Here is a 22,175-nt window from a genome sequence, read left to right as displayed (position 1 = left end):
CGGAATGGGGACGCAGATGGCCTTGCCGAACGATGCTGTCCCGTTGCTCCCGGGCGAGGTCGAGATCATCCCGGGCGATCCGGCGACCGGCGTGCTGCTGCTCTGTGACCACGCCACCAACGCCATTCCTGCCGAGCTCGACGGGCTCGGCCTGCCGGCCCAGCAGCTCGAACGCCATATCGCCTACGATATCGGCGCGGCCGAGATGACGCGGGCCATGGCGGCGGCGCTGGGCGCGCCGGCGGTGCTGAGCAATTTCTCGCGCCTCCTGATCGATCCCAATCGCGGGCGCGATGACCCGACCCTGGTGATGCGCATTTCGGATGGCGCGCTCGTGCCCGGCAACGCCCGGATCGACGAGGCCGGCATCGCCGAGCGGATCCTCCGCTATTACGCGCCCTATGACGCCGCCATCGACGCGGCGGTCGAGGCCGCGATCGCGGCTGGACACCCGCCGGCGATCGTCTCGCTGCATTCCTTCACGCCGTTCTGGAAGGGCGTGCCCCGCCCCTGGCATGCCGGTGTGCTCTGGGACCGCGAGGGCCGGCTGGCGCAGGCGCTGATCGCGGCGCTGCAGAACAAAGGCGATCTGATCGTCGGCGACAACGAGCCCTATAAGGGCGGGCTGCCGGGCGACACGATCGACCGGCATGCGACGCGGCGCGGCCTGCTCGACGCGCTGATCGAGATCCGCCAGGACCTGATCGGCCAGCCGCACGCGGCGCGCGCCTGGGGCAGGCGGCTGGCGCGCTTGTTGCCCGCGAGCCTCGCAATCGCGCGAGAAATGTGAAATCCGGCCGCTTCCCGCTTGACCTCGCGGCCCATCCGGGCGAACCCCTGCGACCAATTTTCGAAGAAGGGTTTGAGAATGGACGATCCGGTTGCAGGCGATCAGCTGCTTAGCATCGTGCAGCGCATCGAGCGGCTCGAGGAAGAGAAGAAGACGATCTCCGACGACATCAAGGAGGTCTATTCCGAGGCCAAGGCCAATGGCTACGACGTCAAGGTGCTGCGCAAGGTGATCGCGCTGCGCAAGCGCGACCTCGACGAGCGCAAGGAAGAGGAGGCGATCCTCGACCTCTATCTGCAGGCCGTCGGCGAGACGCCCTGATCCGGGCGGCGCGTCGAGCGCCAACCCGCCTATTGCCAGCCGGACTGCCCCTGTCGTCAGGCGATCGAGGCCGTCCGGCCCTGGCGCTGTCCGCTACCGGACGTTCAGCCCGAATTCCCGCAGCAACTGCCCGGCTTGTTCACGCGAGATCGTCGCGCCCTTGAAGGCGGCGGCATCGCCGAGCCGCAGTCCACCGAGATCGGCGCCGCGCAGATCTGCGCCCTGAAAGCGCGCGCCTTTCAGCGAGGCTTCGCGCAGGCTGACGCCTGCGAGGATCGCGTCGCGGAAATCGCAGTCGCCGAGATCGGCCTGCGAGAAGTCGACGCCCTCGAGGTGCATCCCGCGAAACGACATGCCGCGGAGCTTGGCGTAGACCAAAAGCGTGTCGCGGAAGCAGGTGTCCAGCGACCGGGTTTCCGTAAGGGTTGCGCCCGTGAGCTTGCAGCCGATGAAGGATGCGGCGGTGAGCTTCGCCCCGCGCAACCCGGCATTATTGAGGTCGCAGGACGTGAGTTTGGCCTCGGTCAGGTCCGCTGCGGTCATGTCGGCGAAGGCGGCACTGCACGATGTCCAGCTCGTGCGCTCCAGAATGGCGCCCTTCAGTTGTGCGTGCTGGAGATTGCAGCGCTCGAAGGTCCAGTCGGAAAAGTCCAGCCGCGACAGGTCGAGCCCCTGCAGGTCGCAGCCGGAAAGGCGGGCTGGTTGCTCCCGGGCGGCCAGAGCGGCCAACTCGGAGCGATCGGGCCTGCTGCCGGCACCGACGGTGTCAGGCGTCCTGTTCTCGGCCATCGCGAAGCTCCTGCGGGTGCGTTCTCAGTTGGCAGCCCTGTCGGCCATCGCTCCTGCGCCGTCAATTCATGACGGAAAACGCCGGCCTCGGATCATCCGAGACCGGCGCTTTCCTGGGCGGTCTTGCGGGCGGCTGTCAGCTATGGGTCCGGAACCGGACCTCGTCATCGATGAAGGTCTTCTCCGGGAAAGCCGCTTCATTGGAGCCGAAGGGCATCTGCGCGGTCAGCTTCCAGGACGCAGGGATGTTCCAGGCCTTGGCGACGTCTGCGTCGACGAGCGGATGGTAATGCTGGAGGCTCGCACCGATATCGGCGTCGGCGAGCGTCGTCCACACGGCCAGCTGCGCGATACCGGTCGAATGTTCCGACCAGATCGGGAAGTTGTGCGCGTAGAGTGGGAAGCTGGCCTGGAGCGCCTTGACCGGCTCCTGATCCTCGAAGAACAACACGGTTCCCGCACCGTTCGCGAAGCTGTCGATCTTCTTGCTCGTTCCCTCGAAATCGGCGGCCGGCACGACGGCGCGAAGCGCCTCCCGCGTGATGTTCCAGAACTTGTCGCTCTCCTTGCCGAAGAGAATGACGGCGCGCGAGCTCTGCGAGTTGAAGCTGGAGGGAGACAGTCGGATCGCTTCCCTGATCAGGGCATCCACCTGCGCTTCGGGGATCGGCAGATTCTTGCCGAGAGCGTATTGCGTACGGCGCTTCTTGAGCTTGTCGAGCATGGCTTCCTCATATGCGAACGCATGTCACGTCGGTGGACCGATGAGACAGGACGGGTTTCCCTGAGCGCCTGCACAGGCGCCGTCCCGGCGAAGGCGGGACTTGATGAGGGAGAGGTAGCGGTTCACTTGCTGCATCGGAATGCCCATATTGGGCACCAATCTGTTGCTAGCGGGGGAACGCCTGCATGTCCGAGCTCGACGATATCCGCAGCTTCGTCGCCGTGGTCGATTCCGGAGGCTTCGGCCGGGCCGGGCGTAGCCTCGGCCTGTCGAAATCGATCGTCAGTCGCCGCGTGGCGCGGCTGGAGGCCGATCTCGGCACCAGACTTCTGAGCCGTACCACCCGCGGCGTCAGCCCGACCGAAGCGGGGCTCGAGTTCAAGGCGCGCGGCGAGCGCATCTTGGCCGAGCTGACAGAAGCCCGCGAAGCGGTGGCGCTGCAGGCCGGCGGGGTCGCGGGCCGCCTGCGGCTGAGCATGCCGCTCTCCTTCGGCATCCACCATGCCGCGCCGGTGCTGGCCGAGTTGGCGCGCCGGCATCCCCGGCTCGAGATCGATGCCGAGGCCAGCGACCGGCAGGTCGACCTGATCTCCGAGCGCTTCGACATGGCGATCCGGATCGGCGTGCTGAAGGATTCCAGCCTGGTGGCGCGTCGGATCACCTCCGTGCGCGGCATCGTCGTCGGCAGTCCCGCCTACCTTGCCGGGCATGGCCGCCCGGCGACGCCGGCCGATCTCACCGGCCATGAATGCCTGATCTATACCGGCGGGGCGGTGCCCGACTGGAATTTCAAGGTCAATCGGCGGCTTGTCTCCGTCCGGCCGAGCGGGCGGCTTCGTTCCGATAATGGCGACACCTTGCTGCAATGGGCGGAGGCCGGGCTGGGTCTCGCCCTGCTGCCGAGCTTCATTGCCGGCGAGGCGATTCGCGCCGGCCGGGTCGAGCCCGTCCTGGTCGAGTTTCCGCTGCCGGAAAGCGGGCTTTATGTCGTGCGTCCGCCGGGCGCCTATGTCTCCGGCAAGGTCCGCGTGCTCACCGATCTCCTGGTCGAACGCTTCGGCTCCGCCGCGACCTGGGATCCCTGCCGGAAGGTGCTGGATCAGCATGCGCAGATGGTCGGATCTGGCGAGGACGAACATCAAGCTGCGTGAAGTTGCACTTCACCCGATTTCACGTGCCAGCCGTCTTTCGCAAAGGCAGTGTTGCGGCCCATCGAAGCGGGAGATCGTGATGCTGCTGGTTGGAATGCTCGACAGCCCCTATGTGCGGCGTGCCGCGATCACCGGAACCTTGCTCGGGCTCGAATTCGAGCACCGCTCGGTCTCGGTGTTCCGGCACATGCCGGAGTTCAGCAAGATCAATCCGCTGATCAAGGCGCCGACGCTGGTCGCCGATGATGGTACGGTGATCAGTGAATCGCTGCTGATCATCCAGCATTTCGAGGATGTCGCCGGACGCTCATTGCGGCCCGCCGACCCGGCCGCACGGGTGCGGGACCTCAGCCTGACCGGCATCGGCATCGTTGCCGCCGACAAGGCGGTTTCGGTCGAATACGAGCGCAAGCGTCCGGAAGAGCGCCGCTACGCCAACTGGCAGGAGCGCATTCTGACGCAGCTGCATACGGCGCTCGATCTGCTCGACCAAGCGGCGCGGCGCGGCGAGCTCGCCGCCGGTCCGGAATTGCGGCCGGGCGACATCGCGGCGGCGATCGCCTGGGGCTTCTGCCGTTTCGTCATCCCGGAGTTCGTCGACGAAGCGCGCTGGCCGGCGCTCGCCGCACAGGCCAAGGCCTGCGAGGCGCTCGACGTGTTCGAGGCCTGGCCGATCGACCGGGAGTAAGACCCGGCGCTACTGCGCCGGGTCGGGTTCGCGCTCGACCTTCGGCCTGGAGGCCGGGCGGAAGCGCTCGCGCAGCGACTGGAAGATGACGTAGAGCGCCGGGATCAGGAAGATGCCGATCACGGCCGCCGCGATCATGCCGCCGAAGACCGGCGTGCCGACATTGCGTCTGGCGAGCATCGAGGGCCCCTCCGCAATCACCAGCGGCAGGAGGCCGAGGATGAAGGCGAGCGAGGTCATCATCACCGGCCGGAAGCGCAGGCGCGCGCCCAGCGTCGCCGCGTCTAGGAGGGGAAGCCCCTTTTCGCGCTGCTCCTTGGCGAATTCGACGATCAGGATGCCGTTCTTGGCCGCGAGGCCGATCAGCACGACGATGCCGATCTGGGCATAGAGGTCGAGCGTCAGCCCGCCGATGACGATGCCGACGAAGGCGCCGAGCACGCCGACCGCGACCGAGAGCAGGACGGGCACGGGGATCGTCCAGCTCTCATAGAGCGCGACCAGGAAGAGATAGGCAAAGAGCAGGGCGAAAGCGAGGATCATCCCCGTCTGGCCCTCGGCCCGCTTCTCCTGGAAGGAGACGTCGGTCCAGTCGCCGCGATAGCCCGCCGGCAACGTCTTCGCCGCGACCTGCTCCATCGCCGCCAGCGCCTGGCCGGAGGAGACCCCCGGCGCCGGCGAGCCCTGTATCGTGACGGCGAGGCGGTTATTGTAGCGGATCAGCGCCTGCGGCCCGACGATGATGCGTGCCTCGAGCAGGCTGCGCAGCGGGATCATGCTGCCGTCGCGGCTGCGGACATTGATGCGGTAGATGTCGTCGATCGACTTGCGGTCGGCGCCGTCGGCCTGGATCTGGACCTGCCAGGTGCGGCCGAAAAGGTTGATGTCGTTGACATAGTAGCCGCCGAGCGAGGCCTGGAGCGACTGGAACAGGGTGCTCAGCTCGACGCCGAGAATCTGGACCTTGTCGCGGTCGATGTCGAGGAAGACCGAGGGCGTCGTGTCCGAGAAGGTCGAGAAGACGCGGCTCAGCTGCGGGTCCTGATTGGCGGCGATGGTCAGGCCGCGCAGCGTACGGGCGAGCGCCTTGGGATCGGAGCCGCCCATGTCCTGCAGCACATAGGTGAAGCCGCCGCCGGTGCCGAGGCCGACGATCGGTGGCGGCGCGATCGGCACCACGGCGCCGCCGCGTACCGCCCGCAGCTTCTGCGCGACGCGGGCGAGGACCGCGTTGGCGCTCTGGTCGGCACCCTTGCGATCCGCGAAGGGTTTCAGCGTGACGAGGAAGAAGCCGGCATTGGACTGCGAGTTCCCGTCGATGAAGTTCAGCCCGATGATGGTCGAGTAATCCTCGACCGTCGGCTCGGCCTTGAGGATCTTCTCGACCTCGGCGGCGACGGCGGCAGTGCGGCCGACCGAGGCGCCGTCGGGCAATTGCGCGACGACGAAGAAGGCGCCCTGGTCGTCCTCCGGCAGGAAGCCGGTCGGTGTGATGCGCCCCATGCCGTAGATCGCGGCACCGAAGGCCGCGGTCAGCGCCAGGCTGATCAGCGAGATGCGCACCAGCCGGGCGACGAGGTCGCCATAGCGATCGCGCGTCCAGTCGATGCCGCGCATGACATGGCCGATCGGGCCGCGCCGCGGGCCGTGATGCGGCTTGAGCAGAACGCCGCAGAGCGCCGGCGACAGGGTCAGTGCATTGATCGCCGAGATCAGCATCGCGACCGCGACGGTGACGGCGAACTGGCGGAAGAGTTCGCCCGAAATGCCGGGGATGAAGGCGACGGGCACGAAGACCGAGAGCAGCACCAGCGTGATCGCGATGATCGGCGCCACGATCTCGCCCATGGCGCGCTTGGTCGCATCGGCCGGCGAAAGCTCGGGATGCTCCTCCATCACGCGCTCGACATTCTCGACGACGACGATCGCGTCGTCGACGACGATGCCGATGGCGAGCACGACGGCGAGCAGCGAGACCGTATTGGCGGAGTAGCCGATGGCGTTCAGCACGATGAAGGTGCCGATGAGGCTGACCGGGACGGCGAAGGTCGGGATCAGGGTGGCGCGGAAGCTGCCGAGGAAGAGGAAGACGACGATGATGACGAGGATGAACGCCTCGATCAGCGTCTTCTTGACCTCGTCGATGGTCGCGGTGACGAAGGCGGTCGGGTCGTAGGTCACCTTCCAGGCGAGGTCTTCCGGGAAATTGCGGGCGATGTCGCCGACGGTCTTCTTGACCGCATCGAGCGCCGCGATGGCGTTGGCGCCCGGCGACTGGTAGATGCCGATCAGCACGGCCGGGCCGCTGTTGAGGCGGGTCTCGCGGTCGAGATTGGCGGCACCGAGCTCGATGCGCGCGACATCGGAGAGCCGCAGCACCGACCCGTCCGGGTTGGTGCGCACCACGATCTTCTCGAATTCCTGCGGCGAGCTCAGCCTGCCTTTGGTCTGGATGTTGAGCTGAAGCTGCTGGTCGTCGGAGATCGGACGTGCGCCGATGCGGCCGACCGCGGCCTGGGTGTTCTGCGACTGGATGGCGTTGATGATGTCGCCGGTGGTCAGGCCGAGCCCGGTCAGGGCGTCGGTGCGGACCCAGGCGCGCATCGAATAGTCCTGCGCGCCGAACAGCGAGGCGTCGCCGACCCCCGGGGTCGAGCGGATCGCATCGAGCAGGTTGATGGTGGTGTAGTTCGAGACGAAGAGGTTGTCGTAGGTCTTCTTCGGCGAGTAGACCGCGATGACCCCGAGCAGCGCCGAGGACTGCTTCTTCACCGTCACGCCGTTGCGCTTGACCTCCTCGGGCAGCTTCGACAGCGCGATCTGGACGCGATTGTTGACGTTGACGGTGTTGATGTCGGGATCGGTGCCGAGCTCGAACGAGATCTTCAGCGAATAGCTGCCGTCATTGCCGCTGACGCTCTTCATGTAGAGCATCTTGTCGGTGCCGACGATCTGGGCTTCGAGCGGTTGCGCCACGGTCGACTCGACCACGGCCGCCGATGCGCCGGGATAGGAGGTCGTCACCGAGACCTGTGGCGGCACGATGTCGGGATATTGCGCGACCGGAATCGCAAAGAGCGAGATCAGGCCGGCGATGACCGTGACGACCGCGATGACGATGGCGAGGCGCGGCCGGTCGACGAAGACGGAGGTGAACATGCCTCAGCTCCGGCCGGCCGGCGGTGCTGCGACGGGGGAGGCGAGAACCGGTGTGCCGGGCCGCAGGCCCTGAAGCCCCTCGACCACGACCTGCTCGCCGCCATTCAGCCCCTTGTCGACCACGACATAGGCGCCGGCCTCGGCGCCGATCTGCAGGCGCTTGACCACAGCCTTGCCGCCCTCGACCACGAAGACGTAAGCGCCTTGCTGGTCGGCGATCAGCGCCGCCTGGGGCACCAGGACCTTGTCCACGGGCTTGTCGGCATGGACGGCGACATTGACCAGGGTCCCGTCGATCAGCCGGCCTTTCGGATTGGGCACGACGGCGCGGACCAGGACGGTGTCGGTGGAGCGGTCGACCGAGACGTCGACGAAGTCGATCGTGCCCTGCTGGTCATAGGTCGAGCCGTCTGAAAAGCGCAGGGTGACCTTTGGTCCGGTCGCGCCGGCATCGACGCGATTATGGCCGAAGGTGACGAATTCGCGCTGACTGACCGGGAAGTTCACATACATCGGGTCTTCGCTGACGATCAGGGCCAGCGCGCCGCTGTCCGGCGAGACGACATTGCCCTTGGTCAGCTTGGTACGGCCGATCCGGCCGGCGATGGGCGAGGTGATCTCGGTGTAGCCGAGATTGATCTCCGCGGTCTTCAGATTGGCGGCGGCGGTGGTGGTCGAGCCCTTCGCAGCGGTCTCCTCGGCGACGCGCTGGTCGCGTACCGCGACCGAGCCGGCATTGGTCCGCAGCAGGTCCTCGGCACGCTGGCGCTGGGTGGTGGCGTTCTGCAGCGTCCCCTCGGCGCTCTCGAGCGTGCCCTGCGCCTGCTGCACGGCCGCCTCGAACGGCGCTCTCTCGATGCGGAACAGCGGGGCGCCTTCCTTGACGCTGTCACCGTCGCGGAACAGGACGGCTTCCAGGAAACCGGTGACGCGGGCCCTGATCTCGACCCGGTTGATCGCCTCGATGCGGCCGACGAAATCGGCGGTGCGCTCGATCGGGCGCTTCTGCGCCGGGGTGGTGCCGACCGGGATGGCCGCCGGCTGGGCGGGTTGAGCCGGCTGGGCGAGTGCGGGCCAGGAGGGGCCGAGCAGGGCGAGGCCGGCGACGAGCAGGAAGGTCGCTCCATTCCGCGACCGGCGAGCCGGACTTTCCGCAAGTTGAGCGCGCATTTCCATGACTCCCGTAGGCATCGTCCGTATCCTGCCATGACGCGTATCATGACGCGACGGCACTGTGCGCGTTTTATTGATGCAGCGCTACGCCTACAAGATCATGACGGGCGCTGTCGCAGCGTCGGCCCGTCGGCAGGTCAGTTCTGGACGAAGGTCGTCGGCAGGGCGCGGACGGCGGGGCCGCTGAAGCCGCTGGTCTTGAGGTCGCTGGGGGCGGCGTTGCTGAAGCCGAGCGCGGCCGCCGGGCTTGGCCCCGCGACCCACCCCCTGGCGGCAGGATCGGTCACCTTCGCCTTGGCGGTGGCGACGCCGGCGCGGCGCGGCGCGGCCGCCGGCTGGGCGACGGCGGCGAACAGCGAATCCAGACCGGAGCGATCGGCATCGTATTCGGCGGCCATCGGCGTCCGCGTCTCGGCCGCCGCGCCTTCGGCGACGCGTCGCGGCGCTTCGCCCGGCGCACGCGGACGGATCGGCGGCGGTGGATGCGAGACATTGACCAGGCGAGCACCGGCAGGAGCCGCGTCCTCGGCCTCGGCGCGAGCGGGCTCCGGGGCGAGGTTCGCGAGAACGACCGGGCGGATCGGTGGCAAGGGCGCCGCGACAGGCCGGCCGGCCACGACAGCCTCGATCACGGGGGGCGGCAGGTCGCCGGGGCGGCGCGGCGGCAGCGAGGCGAGAATCAGCTTCTGCTCGGTCTGCGGCAAGGGCAATGCCGAGGCCTCGGCGGCCAATGCGGCGAGTTGCGGCGAGCCGGCGGGCGGCGGCGGCAGCGTCAGGCTGGCCGGTCGCGCGACCGGCAATGCGGTCGCGATCGCGCTGGGCTTGGGCGGCTCGGCCGGCGGTGGCGCAAGGGCGGCGAGCTGAGTCTCGGCCGGTGCGGCAGCGGGCGCTGCGGGAGCCGGTGCCGTGGCGCGGTTCGAGCGCTCGCGCATCAGGGCGCGGCCGGTCGGCTCGGTCTGGGCGGGCTGGGCATTGAAGACCGCGAAACGGCCGCCATCGCCACTGTTGCTGTCGCCGGCATAGGCCATGACGGTGGGTTGCGGCGTCGGTGCGCGGCGGGCCGCGGCGCGGCCGCGGCTCGGGCGGGCATCCGCCTCCTCGTCGTCGCCGCCGAAGAGCGCTGCCCAGAAGCCCTTCCCGCCGCGGCCGGAAGCGATGATCGCGCCCTCGTCGAAATCTGTGGCGGCATAGCCCATCACCGAGCCGCCACTGGAGAGAATCTCGGCCTTGGCGACCTCGTAGCCGCCGAGGGGCTTGCCGTCGGCCGGCAGATGCACGGTCTTCTCGTCCGGGAACAGACGCACCAGCTGGTCGCGGGTCATGCGTGGCCAGGAGCGCACCGAGCCGGCGTCGAGATGGATGAACGGGGTATGGGCGCCGGGATAGAAGCCGACGCCGCCGCGTTGCAGCCGCATGCCGACCTCCCGGATCTTCGCGGTCGGCGTGTCCGGCAGGTAGAAGTCCATCGCCTTGCCGACCATGTGCTGGCTGGACTTGGCGACCCCGCGTGAGCGCCGGCGCAGCATCGAGTTGGTGCCGGGCGAGCGATAGGCGGACACGACGTGGAAGGGCTCTTCGGAGCCGACCTTGCGATGCACTTCCCAGGCGAGATCGAACAGGCGCGGGTCCATCCGGATCGGCTCGTCGGTGCGCCAGTCGCGCATCGCCCAGTTCAGCTTCTCGAGCGCTGCGGAATCGTAGCGGCCGTCACGCCTGAAGGTGACGGTCGTCTCCTCCTTGGTATGCATGTGCTTGATGGTGATGGTGCGGGTATCGCCGTTGGCGACGGCATCCTGCGTGCCGCGGACCCCAATGCACAAGACGACCACGCTGGTCGCGACGAGCGCACCGGTATGCGCGAGGCGCCGCATGGGGCGCGTCAGCCGTCTCGTCGTCTCGGCTTTCGACCAGCTCACTCTCACCTGACCCGTCTCGAAGCGCCGGCGAGCCGGTGCGGTAAACGTGAAGGAACAGTTGCCGAGAAGGCTTAACGGGAGGTTACCGGCGGCACAACCATCCCGCCGGATTTTCGGCAAGTCCGCAGCTGGCTACCCACAGATCATGGCGAAACCGTGCCGCCGCCGCAATCTGGCCTCAGGAGAGCCGCTCGAGCGCGGTGCGGACGAGCCGGTGGAAGCCGTAGAGATCCTCAAAGGTCGTGATCGCGCCGGCCTCGTTCACCACCAGCGTGTTGTAGACCAGATGGATCGGCAGCGGCTGCGGCAATCTGATCGTGCGCTCGCCGGAGCCGATCAGGCGCTTCAGCCGTTCGTTCGTCCATTCCGGGCCGAGCACGAGATCGGCGAGCGCGAACGGGTTCTCGACGCGCACGCAACCATGGCTGAGCGCGCGCTTGTTGCCGGCGAAGAGGCGGCGGTTCGGCGTGTCGTGCAGATAGACGGCATGGTCGTTCGGGAACATGAACTTGATCCAGCCGAGCGCGTTGCGCTCGCCGGGGGGCTGGCGCACCGAGATCGAATTGCCGCGGCGGGTGACGACATAGCCGCGCTTGGCGGCATAGTCGGGATCGGCCTTGAGCCCGGGCAGGAATTCCTTCTTCAGGATCGAGGGCGGCACGTACCAGGACGGATTGACGACGACATATTCCATCTTGTGCGAGAAGATCGGCGTCGCGCTCTGCGGCTTGCCGACGATGACGCGGGTATCGTGCACGGGCTTGCCGTCATGGACCATGCGCATCCGGAACTCGGGGACGTTGACCATGACATGGCTGGCACCGAGATCGGCGGGCAGCCAGCGCCAGCGCTCCATCTGGGCGATGATGTCGTTTTCCAGGCGGGCGGCGGGCGGCGAGCCGAGCGCGGCGAGCGTCTGGTTGCTGAGCACGCCGTCGGCGCGCAGCCCGGCCTGCTTCTGAAATTCGGCGAGCGCGGTCGCGGTCGAGCGGTCGAAGACCGGTTCTTCGCTGGCGCCGAGGCCGAGGCGGGCGCGGACCAGCGGCACGCGCTGGTCGCGCATGCCGAGCCGCAGCGGCGGCCCGGCAGGGATGCGCACCGAAGGCACATCCTCGTCGTCGGAGCGCAGCGTGGCGAGCTTGGCCTTGAGCCGGCGATAGCCCTCGTGCTGCGGGTTGTACGCGGCGAGCACCGCGCCCGGGTCGGCGGCGCCGGCGAGCTCCGACAGCACCTCGGTGGCCGAGGGCAGGTCGAGCTCCGGGGTCAGCATCTTCGAGAGGCGGCGTGGATCGATGCGGCCGCCGCGCGCGTCGCGGGCATAGAGCACGGCGAGGGCCGAGAGCCTGACATCGGCCTCGGCGAGGCCGTTTTTGTCGCTGGCCTCGAAAGCCGGCACGGCATAGTCGGCGGGGCGCAACCCGTCCTGGCCGGCGCGGGCGAGCTGGGCGACGAGCTGCTTGCCGGCGGGGCTCCAGCCCTTGCCCTCGATCCAGAACGGCCGGTTCTCGTTGGCAGCGTAGGCGGCGAGGATGTCGGCGCGCTCACGCTGGGCGAGGCGCGGTACGGCGAGACCATCCTCGGCACGCTGGGCGATGTGGGCGGCGAGCTCGAGCGCGCTCGGCAGCGACAACACGACTTCGGGCAATGCCGGCGGAGCGATCTCGATCTGCGCCGGGAGCGCGGCCGGGGAGGGCGCCTCCGGCGCCGGCCTGGCGGTCAATGCGGGATCGACCGGCGGCAGCTCGGGAGCCGGAATTTCGAGCAGGAATATGCGGTCCTCAGGCTGCGGCGTCACCGAGATCGCTCCGGTGACGAGCTCGGTCGCATCGAGCGGGGCGGCGAGCTCAGGCTGCTCTTCGGCGGGGCCGGTTCGCAGGTCGAGCACCAGCTCGGGCGGGGCGGGAATGTCGAGCTTGAGCGGGGCCGCTTCCGGCAGCATCACCAGTGGCGCCGGCAGTTCCGGCAGCGGCAGGCGCGGCGCGGCGGCCTCGTGCGGCGCTTCCTGCGCGAACGCGCCGGCGATGCCGAGCGCGAGAGCCAGGATAGCGGCGGAGGCGGATTCCGCCAGAAGGCGACGGCGCATGCTGTGTCCCCGAATCGCTGCCGATCCACGCCGATACCTGCGTGAGGCAGCCTGTTTCGACTAGTGCCGCCCTGCAACAGCGGCGGCCATTCTGTCCGAAGCCGGTTCCGCCGGCCGCGGCGCTCGGTCCGGTTCCGGCTCGGCGGCGTCCACTCCGGTCGGACCGGTCTCGCCTTCGATCAGCCCGTAATCCTTGAGCTTGCGATAGAGCGTCGAGCGGCCGATGCCGAGCTTGCGCGAGATCTCGGACATGTGGCCGCGATAATGGGCGAGCGCGAATTTGATGATCTCGCGTTCGAGCTCGTCGAGGCTGCGCATGTCGGAGCCGGCGACGAGGTCGAGCGCGTTGGGATCGCGCACCGGCACCTGGACGATGCGCGGCGGCGCATCCTCCTGGCGCGCGCCGGAAAGGGGCGGCGGGGCCGGCGGGATGCGGACGTCGAAGCCCTCCATCTGCGCGGCGATCTGCGGGAACTCGGCGATGGTCAGTTCGTCGCCATCGGCAAGGACCACGGCGCGGAACATGGCGTTCTCGAGCTGGCGGACATTGCCCGGCCAGTCGTAGCGGCTAAGCAGTCCGAGCGCCTCGCTGCTGATGCCGCGCAGCTTCTTGCCCTCTTCGGCGGAGAAGCGGGCGAGGAAGCCGCGGGCGAGGTCGGCGACATCCTCGCGGCGCTGGCGCAGCGGCGGCAGGGTGATGGGGAAGACGTTGAGGCGGTAATACAAGTCCTCGCGGAACTCGCCGCGCTTGACCTGATCGAGCAGGCTCTTGTTGGTCGCCGAGATGATGCGGATGTCGATGCGCACCGATTTCTTGCCGCCGACCGGGTCGACCTCGCCCTCCTGGATGGCGCGCAGCAGCTTGACCTGGGCATCGAGTGGCAATTCGCCGACCTCGTCGAGGAAGAGCGTGCCGCCATTGGCCTCGACGAATTTGCCGACATGGCGCTCGGTGGCACCGGTGAAGGCGCCCTTCTCGTGGCCGAAGAGGATGGATTCGACGAGGTTGTGCGGGATCGCTCCGCAATTGACGGTGACGAAGGGCTTGCCGCGGCGGTCGCTGGAGCCCTGGATGGCGCGGGCGAGGACCTCCTTGCCGACGCCGGATTCGCCTTCGACGAGGACCGGGATGTTCGACTTGGCGGCGCGCTCGGCGAGCTGCACGACCCGGCTCATATCCGGGCTCTTGCTGGCGAGGTCGCGGAAGCCGAGCTGGCCGGCGGAGCGCCGCTTCATGTAGCGGATCTCATGCTCGAGCGCGCCGAGCTTGAGCGCGTTCTTGAGCGAGACCTGCAGGCGCTCGGCTCCGACCGGCTTGACCACGAAGTCGACCGCGCCCGCCCGCATCGCGGAAACCACGGTCTCGATCGATCCGTTGGCGGTCTGGACGATCACCGGCGTCGCGATGCCGCGCTCGCGCAGCGCGGCGAGCACCGCCATGCCATCGCGGCCGGGCATGACGAGGTCGAGCACCAGGCAGTCGATATGCTGCGATTCGTCGCCGAGCAGAGCGAGCGCCTGCTCGCCGCCCTCTGCCGTCAGGACGTCATGGCCGAAGCGCTTGAGCATCGCGTCGAGCAGCCGGCGCTGAACGGGATCATCGTCGACGACGAGGACGGTGGCGGACATGGACCCTCGATCGGCCAGGGGCTTGCAGGCGGAAGCGCTGTTCCGTTTCGGGGCAATCTCGGCCAGAAGGGTTAAGCCGTGATTAAGACAGCGACACCGTTCGTGCTCAGGGGCGCGTGCGGGTCCGTGCTTCAGGTGCGGTGAAGGCGCGCCTGTAGCGGCGGCTATGCGAGGTGCCACGCTGCGGCACTTCCGGTGTGCCTTCCGCAAGGCCGGCGACCTCGACCCGGTCGCGGCCCTTGCGCTTGGCCCGGTAGAGCGCGGCGTCGGCACGCTCGATCACGGCTTCCAGCTCCTCCTCGCCGGCCGTCTCGGCGACGCCGATGCTGACGGTGACCGGGCCCTGCAAAGGAGCGATGGCGCGCGAGCGCCGCGCATAGCCCGCACGGATCGCCTCAGCCACCGTGACGGCCGGTTCGAGCGGCGTCGCCGGCAGGAGGACGACGAACTCCTCGCCGCCAAGGCGGCCGAGAACGGCGCCGGTTCCCTCGACCGCCTCGCTCAGGACTTTCGCGAGTTCCTGGATGACGAGATCGCCGGTGGCATGGCCGTAGCTGTCATTGACCTGCTTGAAGGCGTCGATATCGCAGAGCAGGAGCGCCGCTGGCTCCTGCGGATCGACCGTGGCCAGCGCGGTTTCGGCGGCGGTGAAGAAGCCGCGGCGATTGCCGATGCCGGTGAGCGGGTCGGTCAGCGACTGCGCGGTCGCCTCGGCCATCAAGTCGCTCGTCGCCCTGAGCAGGAAGAGGGCGGCCATGGCGCACCAGCTCAGCATGGCGAAAATCCGGAAGCTTACGCCCCAGAAGGCGCTCGTCACTTCCGCCTCGCTCTCGATCGGCCCCTCCAGCGCGAAGGCGAGGGCGGGACGGGCGACGAGGAGGGCGGCCGTCAGCACGAAGACCAGGCCGGTCAACCGGTCGATCCTGTCGCGGTCCGGGGCTCGCGCGATCGCGCGCGCTGCGATCAGGAAGATCAGGGCGGCTCCGATGCTGGCGATGGTACCGCGCCAGAAGACGCTCGGGCTCACGAGGCCGAACCAGATTCCGGCGAGGACGGTGGCGAGCAGGATCGGCAAGGTGACGCGGTCGGCCGGCCTGCCGCCATGCAGAAGCAGGGCGCCGCGCGCCGCGAAGAAGGCGACACCGACCAGAAAGGCGTTGGCGATCAGGGAGAAGGGCGCGGCGTTCTCGGTGATGAGGCGCGCCAGGCTGATCGCGGAGCCGAGGACAGCGCAGGCATAGGCCAAGGACCAGTTGAGCACATGCCGGTGCTCCCTTTGCTTCAGCCAGAGGGAATAAAGGGTCGCGCAGAGCACTGCGGCAATGACGGGCAGAATCGCGGTCAGAAGATATGCGTGGTCCATTCCACCATTCCGCGGTCGGCGCGCGCTCGCAGAGGCCGGTCTCGACCCTGGGTAGTGGCAGCCCTTACGGAAAGTCAACGTCTTCAGTTCGCGCGAATGCCCTGCATGCACAGGCGGCTGGAGCGAGGCGGCGCGCGAATGCGGCGCTGCGCAACGTTGATCGCGCGGTCTTGTCCGCGCATATGGGAGGGAACGGTTTCGCCAGAAAGGTGCCTTTGACATGACGACAGCCTTCGCCGGGACGACCGCCGCCAATGTCGCGCGGAGCGCCGAGGCCGGCGCCTCCAAGGCCGCCACGGCGCTCGGCATCCTGCCGGAATGGGATTTGACGCATCTCTATCCGGCGATGGATTCGCCTGCCTTCGCCGCCGATCTGGAGCTGGCCCTGGCCGAGGCGCGCAGCTTTGCGGCGCTCTACCGCGGCAAGCTCGCCGCGCTGGCCGAGCGCGCCGATGCCAGCACCGTGCTGGCCGAGGCGGTCGCAGCCTATGAGAAGCTCGAGGATCTCGTCGGCAAGATCATGTCCTATGCCGGCCTGGTCTATTCCGGCGACACCACCGATCCGCAGCGCGCCAAGTTCTATGGCGATACGCAGGACAAGGTGACGGCGATCTCGACCGAGCTGCTGTTCTTCGGGCTGGAGCTCAACCGGATCGACGAAGCCGTGCTGGCCAAGGCTGCCGCGCAGGCGCCGCTCAGCCACTGGAAGCCGTGGATCGAGGACCTGGCCAAGGACAAGCCGCACCAGCTCGAGGACCGGATCGAGGAGCTGTTCCACGAGAAATCGGTGACCGGCCACGGCGCCTGGAACCGGCTCTTCGACGAGACCATCGCCTCGCTGCGCTTCAAGGCCGGCGGGGAGGAGCTGACGCTCGAACTGACGCTGAACCGGCTGCAGGATGCCGACGGGGCGGTGCGCAAGGAAGCGGCCGAGGCGCTCGGCACGGTTTTCCGTCAGCATCTGCGGACCTTCGGGCTGATCACCAACACGCTCGCCAAGGACAAGGAGATCTCCGACCGCTGGCGCAAGTTCGAGGATGTCGCCGATTCACGGCATCTGGCGAACCGGGTCGAGCGCGATGTGGTCGATGCGCTGGTGGCGGCGGTACGCGAGGCCTATCCGCGCCTGTCGCACCGCTACTACAAGCTGAAGGCACGCTGGTTCGGGCGCGAGGCGCTCGACTACTGGGACCGCAACGCGCCGCTGCCCAAGGTCGACCAGCGCACGATTCCGTGGACCGAGGCGCGCGATACCGTGCTGTCCGCCTATGGCGATTTCTCGCCGGAGATGGCCGGCATCGCCCGCCGCTTCTTCGACGAGCGCTGGATCGACGCGCCGGCGCGGCCCGGCAAGGCGCCGGGCGCCTTTGCCCATCCCACCGTGCCCTCCGCGCACCCCTATGTTCTGGTCAACTATCAGGGCAAGCCGCGAGACGTGATGACCCTCGCCCATGAGCTCGGCCATGGCGTGCACCAGGTGCTGGCCGGGCCGAACGGCGCGCTGATGGCGCCGACGCCGCTGACGCTGGCCGAGACGGCGAGCGTCTTCGGGGAGATGCTGACCTTCCGCAAGCTGCTCAACGAGACGGTCGACGCCAAGCAGCGCAAGGCGATGCTCGCCGCCAAGGTCGAGGACATGATCAACACGGTCGTGCGCCAGATCGCCTTCTACTCCTTCGAGCGGAAGGTCCACGAAGCCCGCCGCTCGGGCGAGCTGACGGCGGAAAATCTCTGCGAACTGTGGATGAGCGTGCAGTCGGAGAGCCTCGGTCCCGCGATCAGGCTCGGCCCGGGCTACGAGACGTTCTGGGCCTATATCCCGCACTTCATCCACTCGCCCTTCTACGTCTACGCCTATGCGTTCGGCGATTGCCTGGTGAACTCGCTCTACGGCGTCTACCAGAACTCGGCGGAGGGCTTTCAGCAGCGCTATTTCGCGTTGCTCTCGGCCGGCGGCACCAAGCATCATTCCGAACTGCTCAAGCCGTTCGGCCTCGACGCCCGCGATCCGGCCTTCTGGCAGATCGGCCTCAACATGATCGAGGGGCTGATCATCGAGCTCGAGGGCATGGAATAAGCGAGGGGGTGCGCAGGTGAGCTCCCAGGTCTTCGACCGCGCGCTCTATCGGCGTCGCCTCGCGGCGGCGCTCGCGGGCGGCTATCCCGATTTCCTGCTGGCGCGCTGCGCCGATGATCTCGCGGAGCGGCTTTCTGCGGTGCTGCGGCGCTTCGCGGTCGCCGCCGATCTCGGCTCGGCCCTGCCGCTGGCGGCGCCGGTGCTGCGGGAGAAGGCGGACGGGGTGCTGCGGCTGGCGGAGGCGGCCGGCGCTGGCGCCGACATCGTCGGCGATCTCGAGGCGCTGCCCTTCGCCGCCGCCTCGCTCGACCTCTCCGCCTCGCTGCTCGCCCTGCATGCGGTCAACGACCTGCCCGGCGCGCTGCTCCAGATCAGGCGCAGCCTTCGGCCCGACGGGCTGTTCATCGGCTGCCTGCTCGCCGGGCAGAGCCTGACCGAACTGCGCCAGGCACTGCTCGCCGCCGAGGTCGAGGTGAGCGGCGGGGCGAGCCCGCGGGTCGCGCCCTTCGCCGATCTGCGCGATCTCGGCAGCCTGTTGCAGCGGGCCGGCTTCGCCCTGCCGGTCGTCGACAGCGAGCTCGTCACCGTGCGCTATGGCGATCTGTTCGGCCTGCTGCGCGACCTGCGCGCCATGGGCTGGGCCAATACGCTGCTGGAGCGCAGCCGCAAGCCGCTGCGGCGGGCCGTGCTGCTGCGTGCCGCCGAGCTGTATGCCAAGCGCTTTGCCGATCCGGATGGCAGGCTGCGGGCGAGTTTCGAGATCGTCTGGCTCTCGGGGTGGGCGCCGCATGAGAGCCAGCAGAAGCCGCTCCGGCCGGGTTCGGCCAAGGCGCGGCTGGCGGATGCGCTCGGCGTGACGGAGGTCGGCACCGGCGAGAAGCCGGGCGGAGAGGGGCAGGGATGAGCGACAAGCCGGTACGACTGAAGCGGGCCGGTTTCCGGCTGTTCCGCACGATCCCGACGCGCTGGGCCGATAATGACGTCTTCGGCCACGTCAACAATGTCGTCTACTACAACTGGTTCGACACGGTGGTGAACGCCTGGCTGATCGAGCAGGGCTTCCTCGACGTGAAGGAGAGCCCGGTCGTCGGCCTCGTGGTCGGCACGCGCTGCGACTATTTCGAGAGCGTCGCCTTCCCCGAGACGGTCGAGGGTGCGCTCGCGGTCGAAAGGCTCGGCCGCTCCTCGGTGACCTACCGTCTCGGCATCTTCCGCGAAGGTGCGCAGGAGACGGCGGCGCAGGGCCTGTTCACCCATGTCTATGTCGAGCGCGCCGCGCAGAAGCCGGTGCCGATCCCGGAAGGGCTGCGTGCGGCGCTGGCGGGACTGAGCATCTGAAATCTGGCCCGGAAAAGTTGTTTCTCCGCCGGCTTCGGGCTATGCCCCGCCCTGAATGAGCGCTCCGCTCGCCCCGTCCGTCAGGAACAGGTCGCGTGATTCCCAACGACATCAAGATCACCCCCCAGTTGGTCGCCGAGCACGGGCTCAAGCCCGACGAGTACCAGCGCTTCCTGCATCTGATCGGGCGCGAGCCGACGATCACCGAGCTCGGCATCGTCTCGGCGATGTGGAACGAGCACTGCTCGTACAAATCCTCGAAGATCCATCTGAAGACGCTGCCGACCAAGGCGCCCTGGGTGATCCAGGGCCCGGGTGAGAACGCCGGCGTGATCGACATCGGCGACGGGCTCGCCGTGGTCTTCAAGATGGAGAGCCACAACCACCCGTCCTTCATCGAGCCCTATCAGGGCGCGACCACCGGCGTCGGCGGCATCCTGCGCGACGTCTTCACCATGGGCGCGCGTCCGATCGCGGTGCTCGACGCGTTGCGCTTCGGTGACCCGTCGCATCCGAAGACCCGCCATCTGGTCTCCGGCGTCGTCGCCGGCATCGGCGGCTACGGCAACTCCTTCGGCGTGCCGAATGTCGGCGGCGCCACCGGTTTCCATCGCCGCTATGACGGCAACATCCTGGTCAACGCCATGGCGGTCGGCCTCGCACGTGCCGACGAGATCTTCTACGCCAAGGCGTCCGGCGTCGGTAAGGCGATCGTCTATCTCGGCTCGAAGACCGGGCGCGACGGCATCCATGGCGCGACCATGGCTTCTGCCGCCTTCGACGAGGGCGCCGAGGAGAAGCGCCCGACCGTGCAGGTCGGAGACCCCTTCGCCGAGAAGCTGCTGCTGGAAGCCTGCCTCGAGATCATGGCCGCCGGCCATGTCGACGCGATCCAGGACATGGGCGCAGCCGGCCTGACCTGCTCGGCCGTCGAGATGGGCGCCAAGGGTGATCTCGGCGTCGAACTCGACCTCGATTCCGTGCCCTGCCGCGAGGAGCGGATGAGCGCCTATGAGATGATGCTCTCGGAAAGCCAGGAGCGCATGCTCATGGTGATCAAGCCGGGTCACGAGGAGCCGGCCGAGGCGATCTTCCGCAAATGGGGCCTCGACTTCGCCGTCGTCGGCAAGACCACCGACACGCTGCGCTTCGTCGTCAAGCACCAGGGTGAGACGATGGCCGACCTGCCGATCAAGGAGCTCGGCGACGAGGCGCCGGAATATGATCGGCCGTGGATCGAGACGCCGAAGCGGCCGGTGGTCGATGCGGCTAGCGTTGCCCAGCCGATGGCGAATGCCGAAGCCCTGCTCAAGCTGGTCGGTTCGCCCGATCTCTGCTCGAAGCGCTGGATCTGGGAGCAATACGACACGCTGATCCTCGGCAATTCGGCGGTGACGCCGGGTGGCGACGCCGGCATCGTGCGGGTCGAGGACGGGCCGAAGGGCCTCGCGATGACCGCCGATGTGACGCCGCGCTATTGCGAGGCCGACCCGTTCGAGGGCGGCAAGCAGGCCGTCGCCGAGGCCTGGCGCAATCTGACTGCGGTCGGCGCCCTGCCGCTCGCCGTCACCGATAATCTCAACTTCGGCAATCCCGAGCGGCCCGAGGTGATGGGCCAGCTCGTCGGCTGCATCAAGGGCATCGGCGAGGCCTGCCGGGCGCTCGATTTCCCGGTCGTCTCCGGCAATGTCTCGCTCTACAACGAGACCAATGGCGTCTCGATCCTGCCGACCCCGACGATCGGCGGCGTCGGCGTCCTCGCCGATGTGACCAAGCATGCGACCGTCGGCTTCAAGGCCGAGGGCGAGGCGATCATCCTGATCGGCGAGACCAATGGCTGGCTCGGCCAGAGCGCCTATCTCGCGACGATCTGCGGCCGCGAAGAGGGCGCGCCGCCGCCGGTCGATCTTGCCATCGAGCGGCGCAATGGCGATTTCGTCCGCCCGCTGGTCACGGCCGGCCGCGTCAGCGCCTGCCATGACCTCTCGGATGGCGGACTTGCGGTCGCGCTCGCCGAGATGGCGATGGCGAAGGGCGTCGGCGCCAAGGTCGCGGCCCTGCCGGCTGGTCCCGCCCATGCGGTGCTGTTCGGCGAGGATCAGGGTCGCTATCTCGTCACGGTGCCGGCCGGTGCCGCAGAGGCGCTCATCGCCGAGGCAAAAGCGGCGGGCGTTCCGGCGCAGCTGATCGGGCAGACCGGCGGCGCCGATCTTGCCCTGCCGGGCGAGGCCGCCGTTTCGATCGTGGCTCTGCGCAAGGCGCATGAGAGCTGGCTGCCGGACTACATGGCCGGCAAGGCTGCCTGAGGAGACCTAAAGACATGGCGATGGACGCCCACGAAATCGAGAACATGATCAAGGCGGCGCTGCCCGATGCGGTGGTCGAGATCAAGGACCTCGCCGGCGACGGCGATCACTACGCCGCGACGGTGACCTCGGCGGCCTTCAAGGGCAAGTCCCGGGTGCAGCAGCACCAGATGGTCTATGCCGCGCTGCAAGGCCGCATGGGCGGCGTGTTGCACGCCCTTGCGCTGACGACGGCGGTTCCCCAGAATTAGAACGAATGCATCCAGCGGGCCTTGAACCCGCCCCAGGAGATCAGGACATGACCGACATCAATGCCCGCATCGACGCCGAGGTGAAGTCCGAGGACGTCGTGCTCTTCATGAAGGGCACGCCGCAATTCCCGATGTGCGGCTTCTCCGGCCAGGTGGTGCAGATCCTCAATTACGTCGGCGTGCCGTTCAAGGGCGTCAACGTGCTCGAGGATCAGGAGATCCGCGAGGGCATCAAGGCCTATTCGAACTGGCCGACGATCCCGCAGCTCTACGTCAAGGGCGAGTTCGTCGGCGGCTGCGACATCGCCCGCGAGATGTTCCAGGCCGGCGAGCTGCAGACGCTGCTGGCGGAGAAGGGCATCACCGTCAAGCAGGCGAGCTGACGCTCTCAATTTGTCGAAGCCTTCGAGAGGGCGG

At 68.2% G+C, this 22,175-nt stretch carries 18 protein-coding genes; 10 read left to right on the top strand and 8 right to left on the bottom strand.

Translation table 11 applies throughout. From position 1 onward, the window contains the following. Positions 1-4: 4 nt before the first annotated feature. A complete protein-coding gene (locus J0J10_RS06490; protein WP_291645773.1) occupies positions 5-790 on the top strand; it encodes an N-formylglutamate amidohydrolase in 786 nt (261 codons plus the stop codon). 78 nt (positions 791-868) lie between these two features. Beyond that, positions 869-1,111: a DUF2312 domain-containing protein gene (locus J0J10_RS06485; RefSeq protein ID WP_066477463.1), complete on the top strand. Its 243-nt coding sequence runs from the start codon at positions 869-871 to the stop codon at positions 1,109-1,111. Positions 1,112-1,204: 93 nt separating this feature from the next. On the opposite strand, the gene J0J10_RS06480 is transcribed toward J0J10_RS06485, so the two are convergent. Together J0J10_RS06480 and J0J10_RS06475 are read right to left on the bottom strand one after the other, a co-directional pair. After that, positions 1,205-1,900 (bottom strand): pentapeptide repeat-containing protein, encoded by a 696-nt coding sequence (locus tag J0J10_RS06480; protein ID WP_291645772.1) that lies wholly within the window; start codon positions 1,898-1,900, stop codon positions 1,205-1,207. A gap of 136 nt (positions 1,901-2,036) precedes the next feature. Next, entirely contained in the window at positions 2,037-2,624 is a 588-nt protein-coding gene (locus J0J10_RS06475) for a nitroreductase family protein (RefSeq protein WP_291645771.1), read from the bottom strand. A 185-nt stretch (positions 2,625-2,809) separates the two neighbouring features. Between J0J10_RS06475 and J0J10_RS06470 the strand changes: the two genes are divergently transcribed. Then, positions 2,810-3,775 carry a LysR family transcriptional regulator gene (locus J0J10_RS06470; protein WP_291637639.1) on the top strand — a complete coding sequence of 322 codons (966 nt, stop codon included), beginning with the start codon at positions 2,810-2,812 and terminating at the stop codon, positions 3,773-3,775. Positions 3,776-3,854: 79 nt separating this feature from the next. Continuing rightward, complete coding sequence (locus tag J0J10_RS06465; RefSeq protein ID WP_291645770.1) at positions 3,855-4,463, top strand: glutathione S-transferase family protein; 609 nt, start codon at positions 3,855-3,857, stop codon at positions 4,461-4,463. A 9-nt stretch (positions 4,464-4,472) separates the two neighbouring features. Here J0J10_RS06465 and J0J10_RS06460 read toward each other — a convergent pair whose 3' ends face one another. From J0J10_RS06460 to J0J10_RS06435, 6 genes are all read right to left on the bottom strand, one after another. Continuing rightward, a complete protein-coding gene (locus J0J10_RS06460; RefSeq protein WP_291637643.1) occupies positions 4,473-7,622 on the bottom strand; it encodes an efflux RND transporter permease subunit in 3,150 nt (1,049 codons plus the stop codon). A 3-nt stretch (positions 7,623-7,625) separates the two neighbouring features. Then, on the bottom strand, positions 7,626-8,792 hold the full coding sequence (locus tag J0J10_RS06455; protein WP_291645769.1) for an efflux RND transporter periplasmic adaptor subunit: 1,167 nt from the start codon (positions 8,790-8,792) through the stop codon (positions 7,626-7,628). Positions 8,793-8,932: 140 nt separating this feature from the next. Next, entirely contained in the window at positions 8,933-10,666 is a 1,734-nt protein-coding gene (locus J0J10_RS06450; RefSeq protein WP_291645768.1) for a peptidoglycan L,D-endopeptidase MepK, read from the bottom strand. A gap of 223 nt (positions 10,667-10,889) precedes the next feature. Further along, on the bottom strand, positions 10,890-12,794 hold the full coding sequence (locus J0J10_RS06445) for a L,D-transpeptidase family protein (RefSeq protein ID WP_291645767.1): 1,905 nt from the start codon (positions 12,792-12,794) through the stop codon (positions 10,890-10,892). Between the two features lie 60 nt (positions 12,795-12,854). Then, positions 12,855-14,423, bottom strand: coding sequence for a sigma-54-dependent transcriptional regulator (locus J0J10_RS06440; protein ID WP_291645766.1), 1,569 nt, complete (start codon positions 14,421-14,423; stop codon positions 12,855-12,857). A gap of 106 nt (positions 14,424-14,529) precedes the next feature. Then, positions 14,530-15,786, bottom strand: coding sequence for a GGDEF domain-containing protein (locus J0J10_RS06435; protein WP_291645765.1), 1,257 nt, complete (start codon positions 15,784-15,786; stop codon positions 14,530-14,532). A 220-nt stretch (positions 15,787-16,006) separates the two neighbouring features. Between J0J10_RS06435 and J0J10_RS06430 the strand changes: the two genes are divergently transcribed. The 6 genes from J0J10_RS06430 to grxD all read left to right on the top strand — a co-directional run bounded on the left by J0J10_RS06430 (position 16,007) and on the right by grxD (position 22,141). Next, a complete protein-coding gene (locus J0J10_RS06430; protein ID WP_291645764.1) occupies positions 16,007-17,863 on the top strand; it encodes a M3 family oligoendopeptidase in 1,857 nt (618 codons plus the stop codon). A gap of 16 nt (positions 17,864-17,879) precedes the next feature. Continuing rightward, the gene (locus tag J0J10_RS06425) at positions 17,880-18,767 is read left to right on the top strand and encodes a methyltransferase domain-containing protein (RefSeq protein WP_291645763.1); all 888 of its coding nucleotides are present in this window, start codon (positions 17,880-17,882) and stop codon (positions 18,765-18,767) included. Further along, complete coding sequence (locus J0J10_RS06420; RefSeq protein WP_291645762.1) at positions 18,764-19,201, top strand: acyl-CoA thioesterase; 438 nt, start codon at positions 18,764-18,766, stop codon at positions 19,199-19,201. The genes J0J10_RS06425 and J0J10_RS06420 overlap by 4 nt, the downstream gene beginning before the upstream one ends. Positions 19,202-19,296: 95 nt before the next feature. After that, the gene (gene purL / locus J0J10_RS06415) at positions 19,297-21,507 is read left to right on the top strand and encodes a phosphoribosylformylglycinamidine synthase subunit PurL (protein WP_291637662.1); all 2,211 of its coding nucleotides are present in this window, start codon (positions 19,297-19,299) and stop codon (positions 21,505-21,507) included. Between the two features lie 14 nt (positions 21,508-21,521). After that, entirely contained in the window at positions 21,522-21,758 is a 237-nt protein-coding gene (locus J0J10_RS06410) for a BolA family protein (protein ID WP_291637664.1), read from the top strand. A 47-nt stretch (positions 21,759-21,805) separates the two neighbouring features. Beyond that, the gene (grxD, locus tag J0J10_RS06405; protein WP_291637666.1) at positions 21,806-22,141 is read left to right on the top strand and encodes a Grx4 family monothiol glutaredoxin; all 336 of its coding nucleotides are present in this window, start codon (positions 21,806-21,808) and stop codon (positions 22,139-22,141) included. Positions 22,142-22,175 lie beyond the last annotated feature (34 nt).

The sequence above is a fragment of the Allobosea sp. genome (assembly GCF_017308075.1).
In the GTDB taxonomy this organism is placed as follows: Bacteria; Pseudomonadota; Alphaproteobacteria; order Rhizobiales; family Beijerinckiaceae; genus Allobosea.
This window is presented reverse-complemented; position numbering and strand designations above follow the sequence as displayed.

What these genes read in the sequence shown, in the direction of transcription:
- J0J10_RS06470 (WP_291637639.1), top strand. Translation starts at nt 2,810, where the DNA reads ATGTCCGAGCTCGACGATATCCGCAGCTTCGTCGCCGTGGTCGATTCC.
- J0J10_RS06450 (WP_291645768.1), bottom strand. Translation starts at nt 10,666, where the DNA reads ATGCGGCGCCTCGCGCATACCGGTGCGCTCGTCGCGACCAGCGTGGTC.
- J0J10_RS06475 (WP_291645771.1), bottom strand. Translation starts at nt 2,624, where the DNA reads ATGCTCGACAAGCTCAAGAAGCGCCGTACGCAATACGCTCTCGGCAAG.
- J0J10_RS06480 (WP_291645772.1), bottom strand. Translation starts at nt 1,900, where the DNA reads ATGGCCGAGAACAGGACGCCTGACACCGTCGGTGCCGGCAGCAGGCCC.
- J0J10_RS06465 (WP_291645770.1), top strand. Translation starts at nt 3,855, where the DNA reads ATGCTGCTGGTTGGAATGCTCGACAGCCCCTATGTGCGGCGTGCCGCG.
- grxD (WP_291637666.1), top strand. Translation starts at nt 21,806, where the DNA reads ATGACCGACATCAATGCCCGCATCGACGCCGAGGTGAAGTCCGAGGAC.
- J0J10_RS06455 (WP_291645769.1), bottom strand. Translation starts at nt 8,792, where the DNA reads ATGCGCGCTCAACTTGCGGAAAGTCCGGCTCGCCGGTCGCGGAATGGA.
- J0J10_RS06435 (WP_291645765.1), bottom strand. Translation starts at nt 15,786, where the DNA reads ATGGACCACGCATATCTTCTGACCGCGATTCTGCCCGTCATTGCCGCA.
- J0J10_RS06445 (WP_291645767.1), bottom strand. Translation starts at nt 12,794, where the DNA reads ATGCGCCGTCGCCTTCTGGCGGAATCCGCCTCCGCCGCTATCCTGGCT.
- J0J10_RS06460 (WP_291637643.1), bottom strand. Translation starts at nt 7,622, where the DNA reads ATGTTCACCTCCGTCTTCGTCGACCGGCCGCGCCTCGCCATCGTCATC.
- J0J10_RS06420 (WP_291645762.1), top strand. Translation starts at nt 18,764, where the DNA reads ATGAGCGACAAGCCGGTACGACTGAAGCGGGCCGGTTTCCGGCTGTTC.
- J0J10_RS06440 (WP_291645766.1), bottom strand. Translation starts at nt 14,423, where the DNA reads ATGTCCGCCACCGTCCTCGTCGTCGACGATGATCCCGTTCAGCGCCGG.
- J0J10_RS06490 (WP_291645773.1), top strand. Translation starts at nt 5, where the DNA reads ATGGGGACGCAGATGGCCTTGCCGAACGATGCTGTCCCGTTGCTCCCG.
- J0J10_RS06410 (WP_291637664.1), top strand. Translation starts at nt 21,522, where the DNA reads ATGGCGATGGACGCCCACGAAATCGAGAACATGATCAAGGCGGCGCTG.
- J0J10_RS06485 (WP_066477463.1), top strand. Translation starts at nt 869, where the DNA reads ATGGACGATCCGGTTGCAGGCGATCAGCTGCTTAGCATCGTGCAGCGC.
- J0J10_RS06430 (WP_291645764.1), top strand. Translation starts at nt 16,007, where the DNA reads ATGACGACAGCCTTCGCCGGGACGACCGCCGCCAATGTCGCGCGGAGC.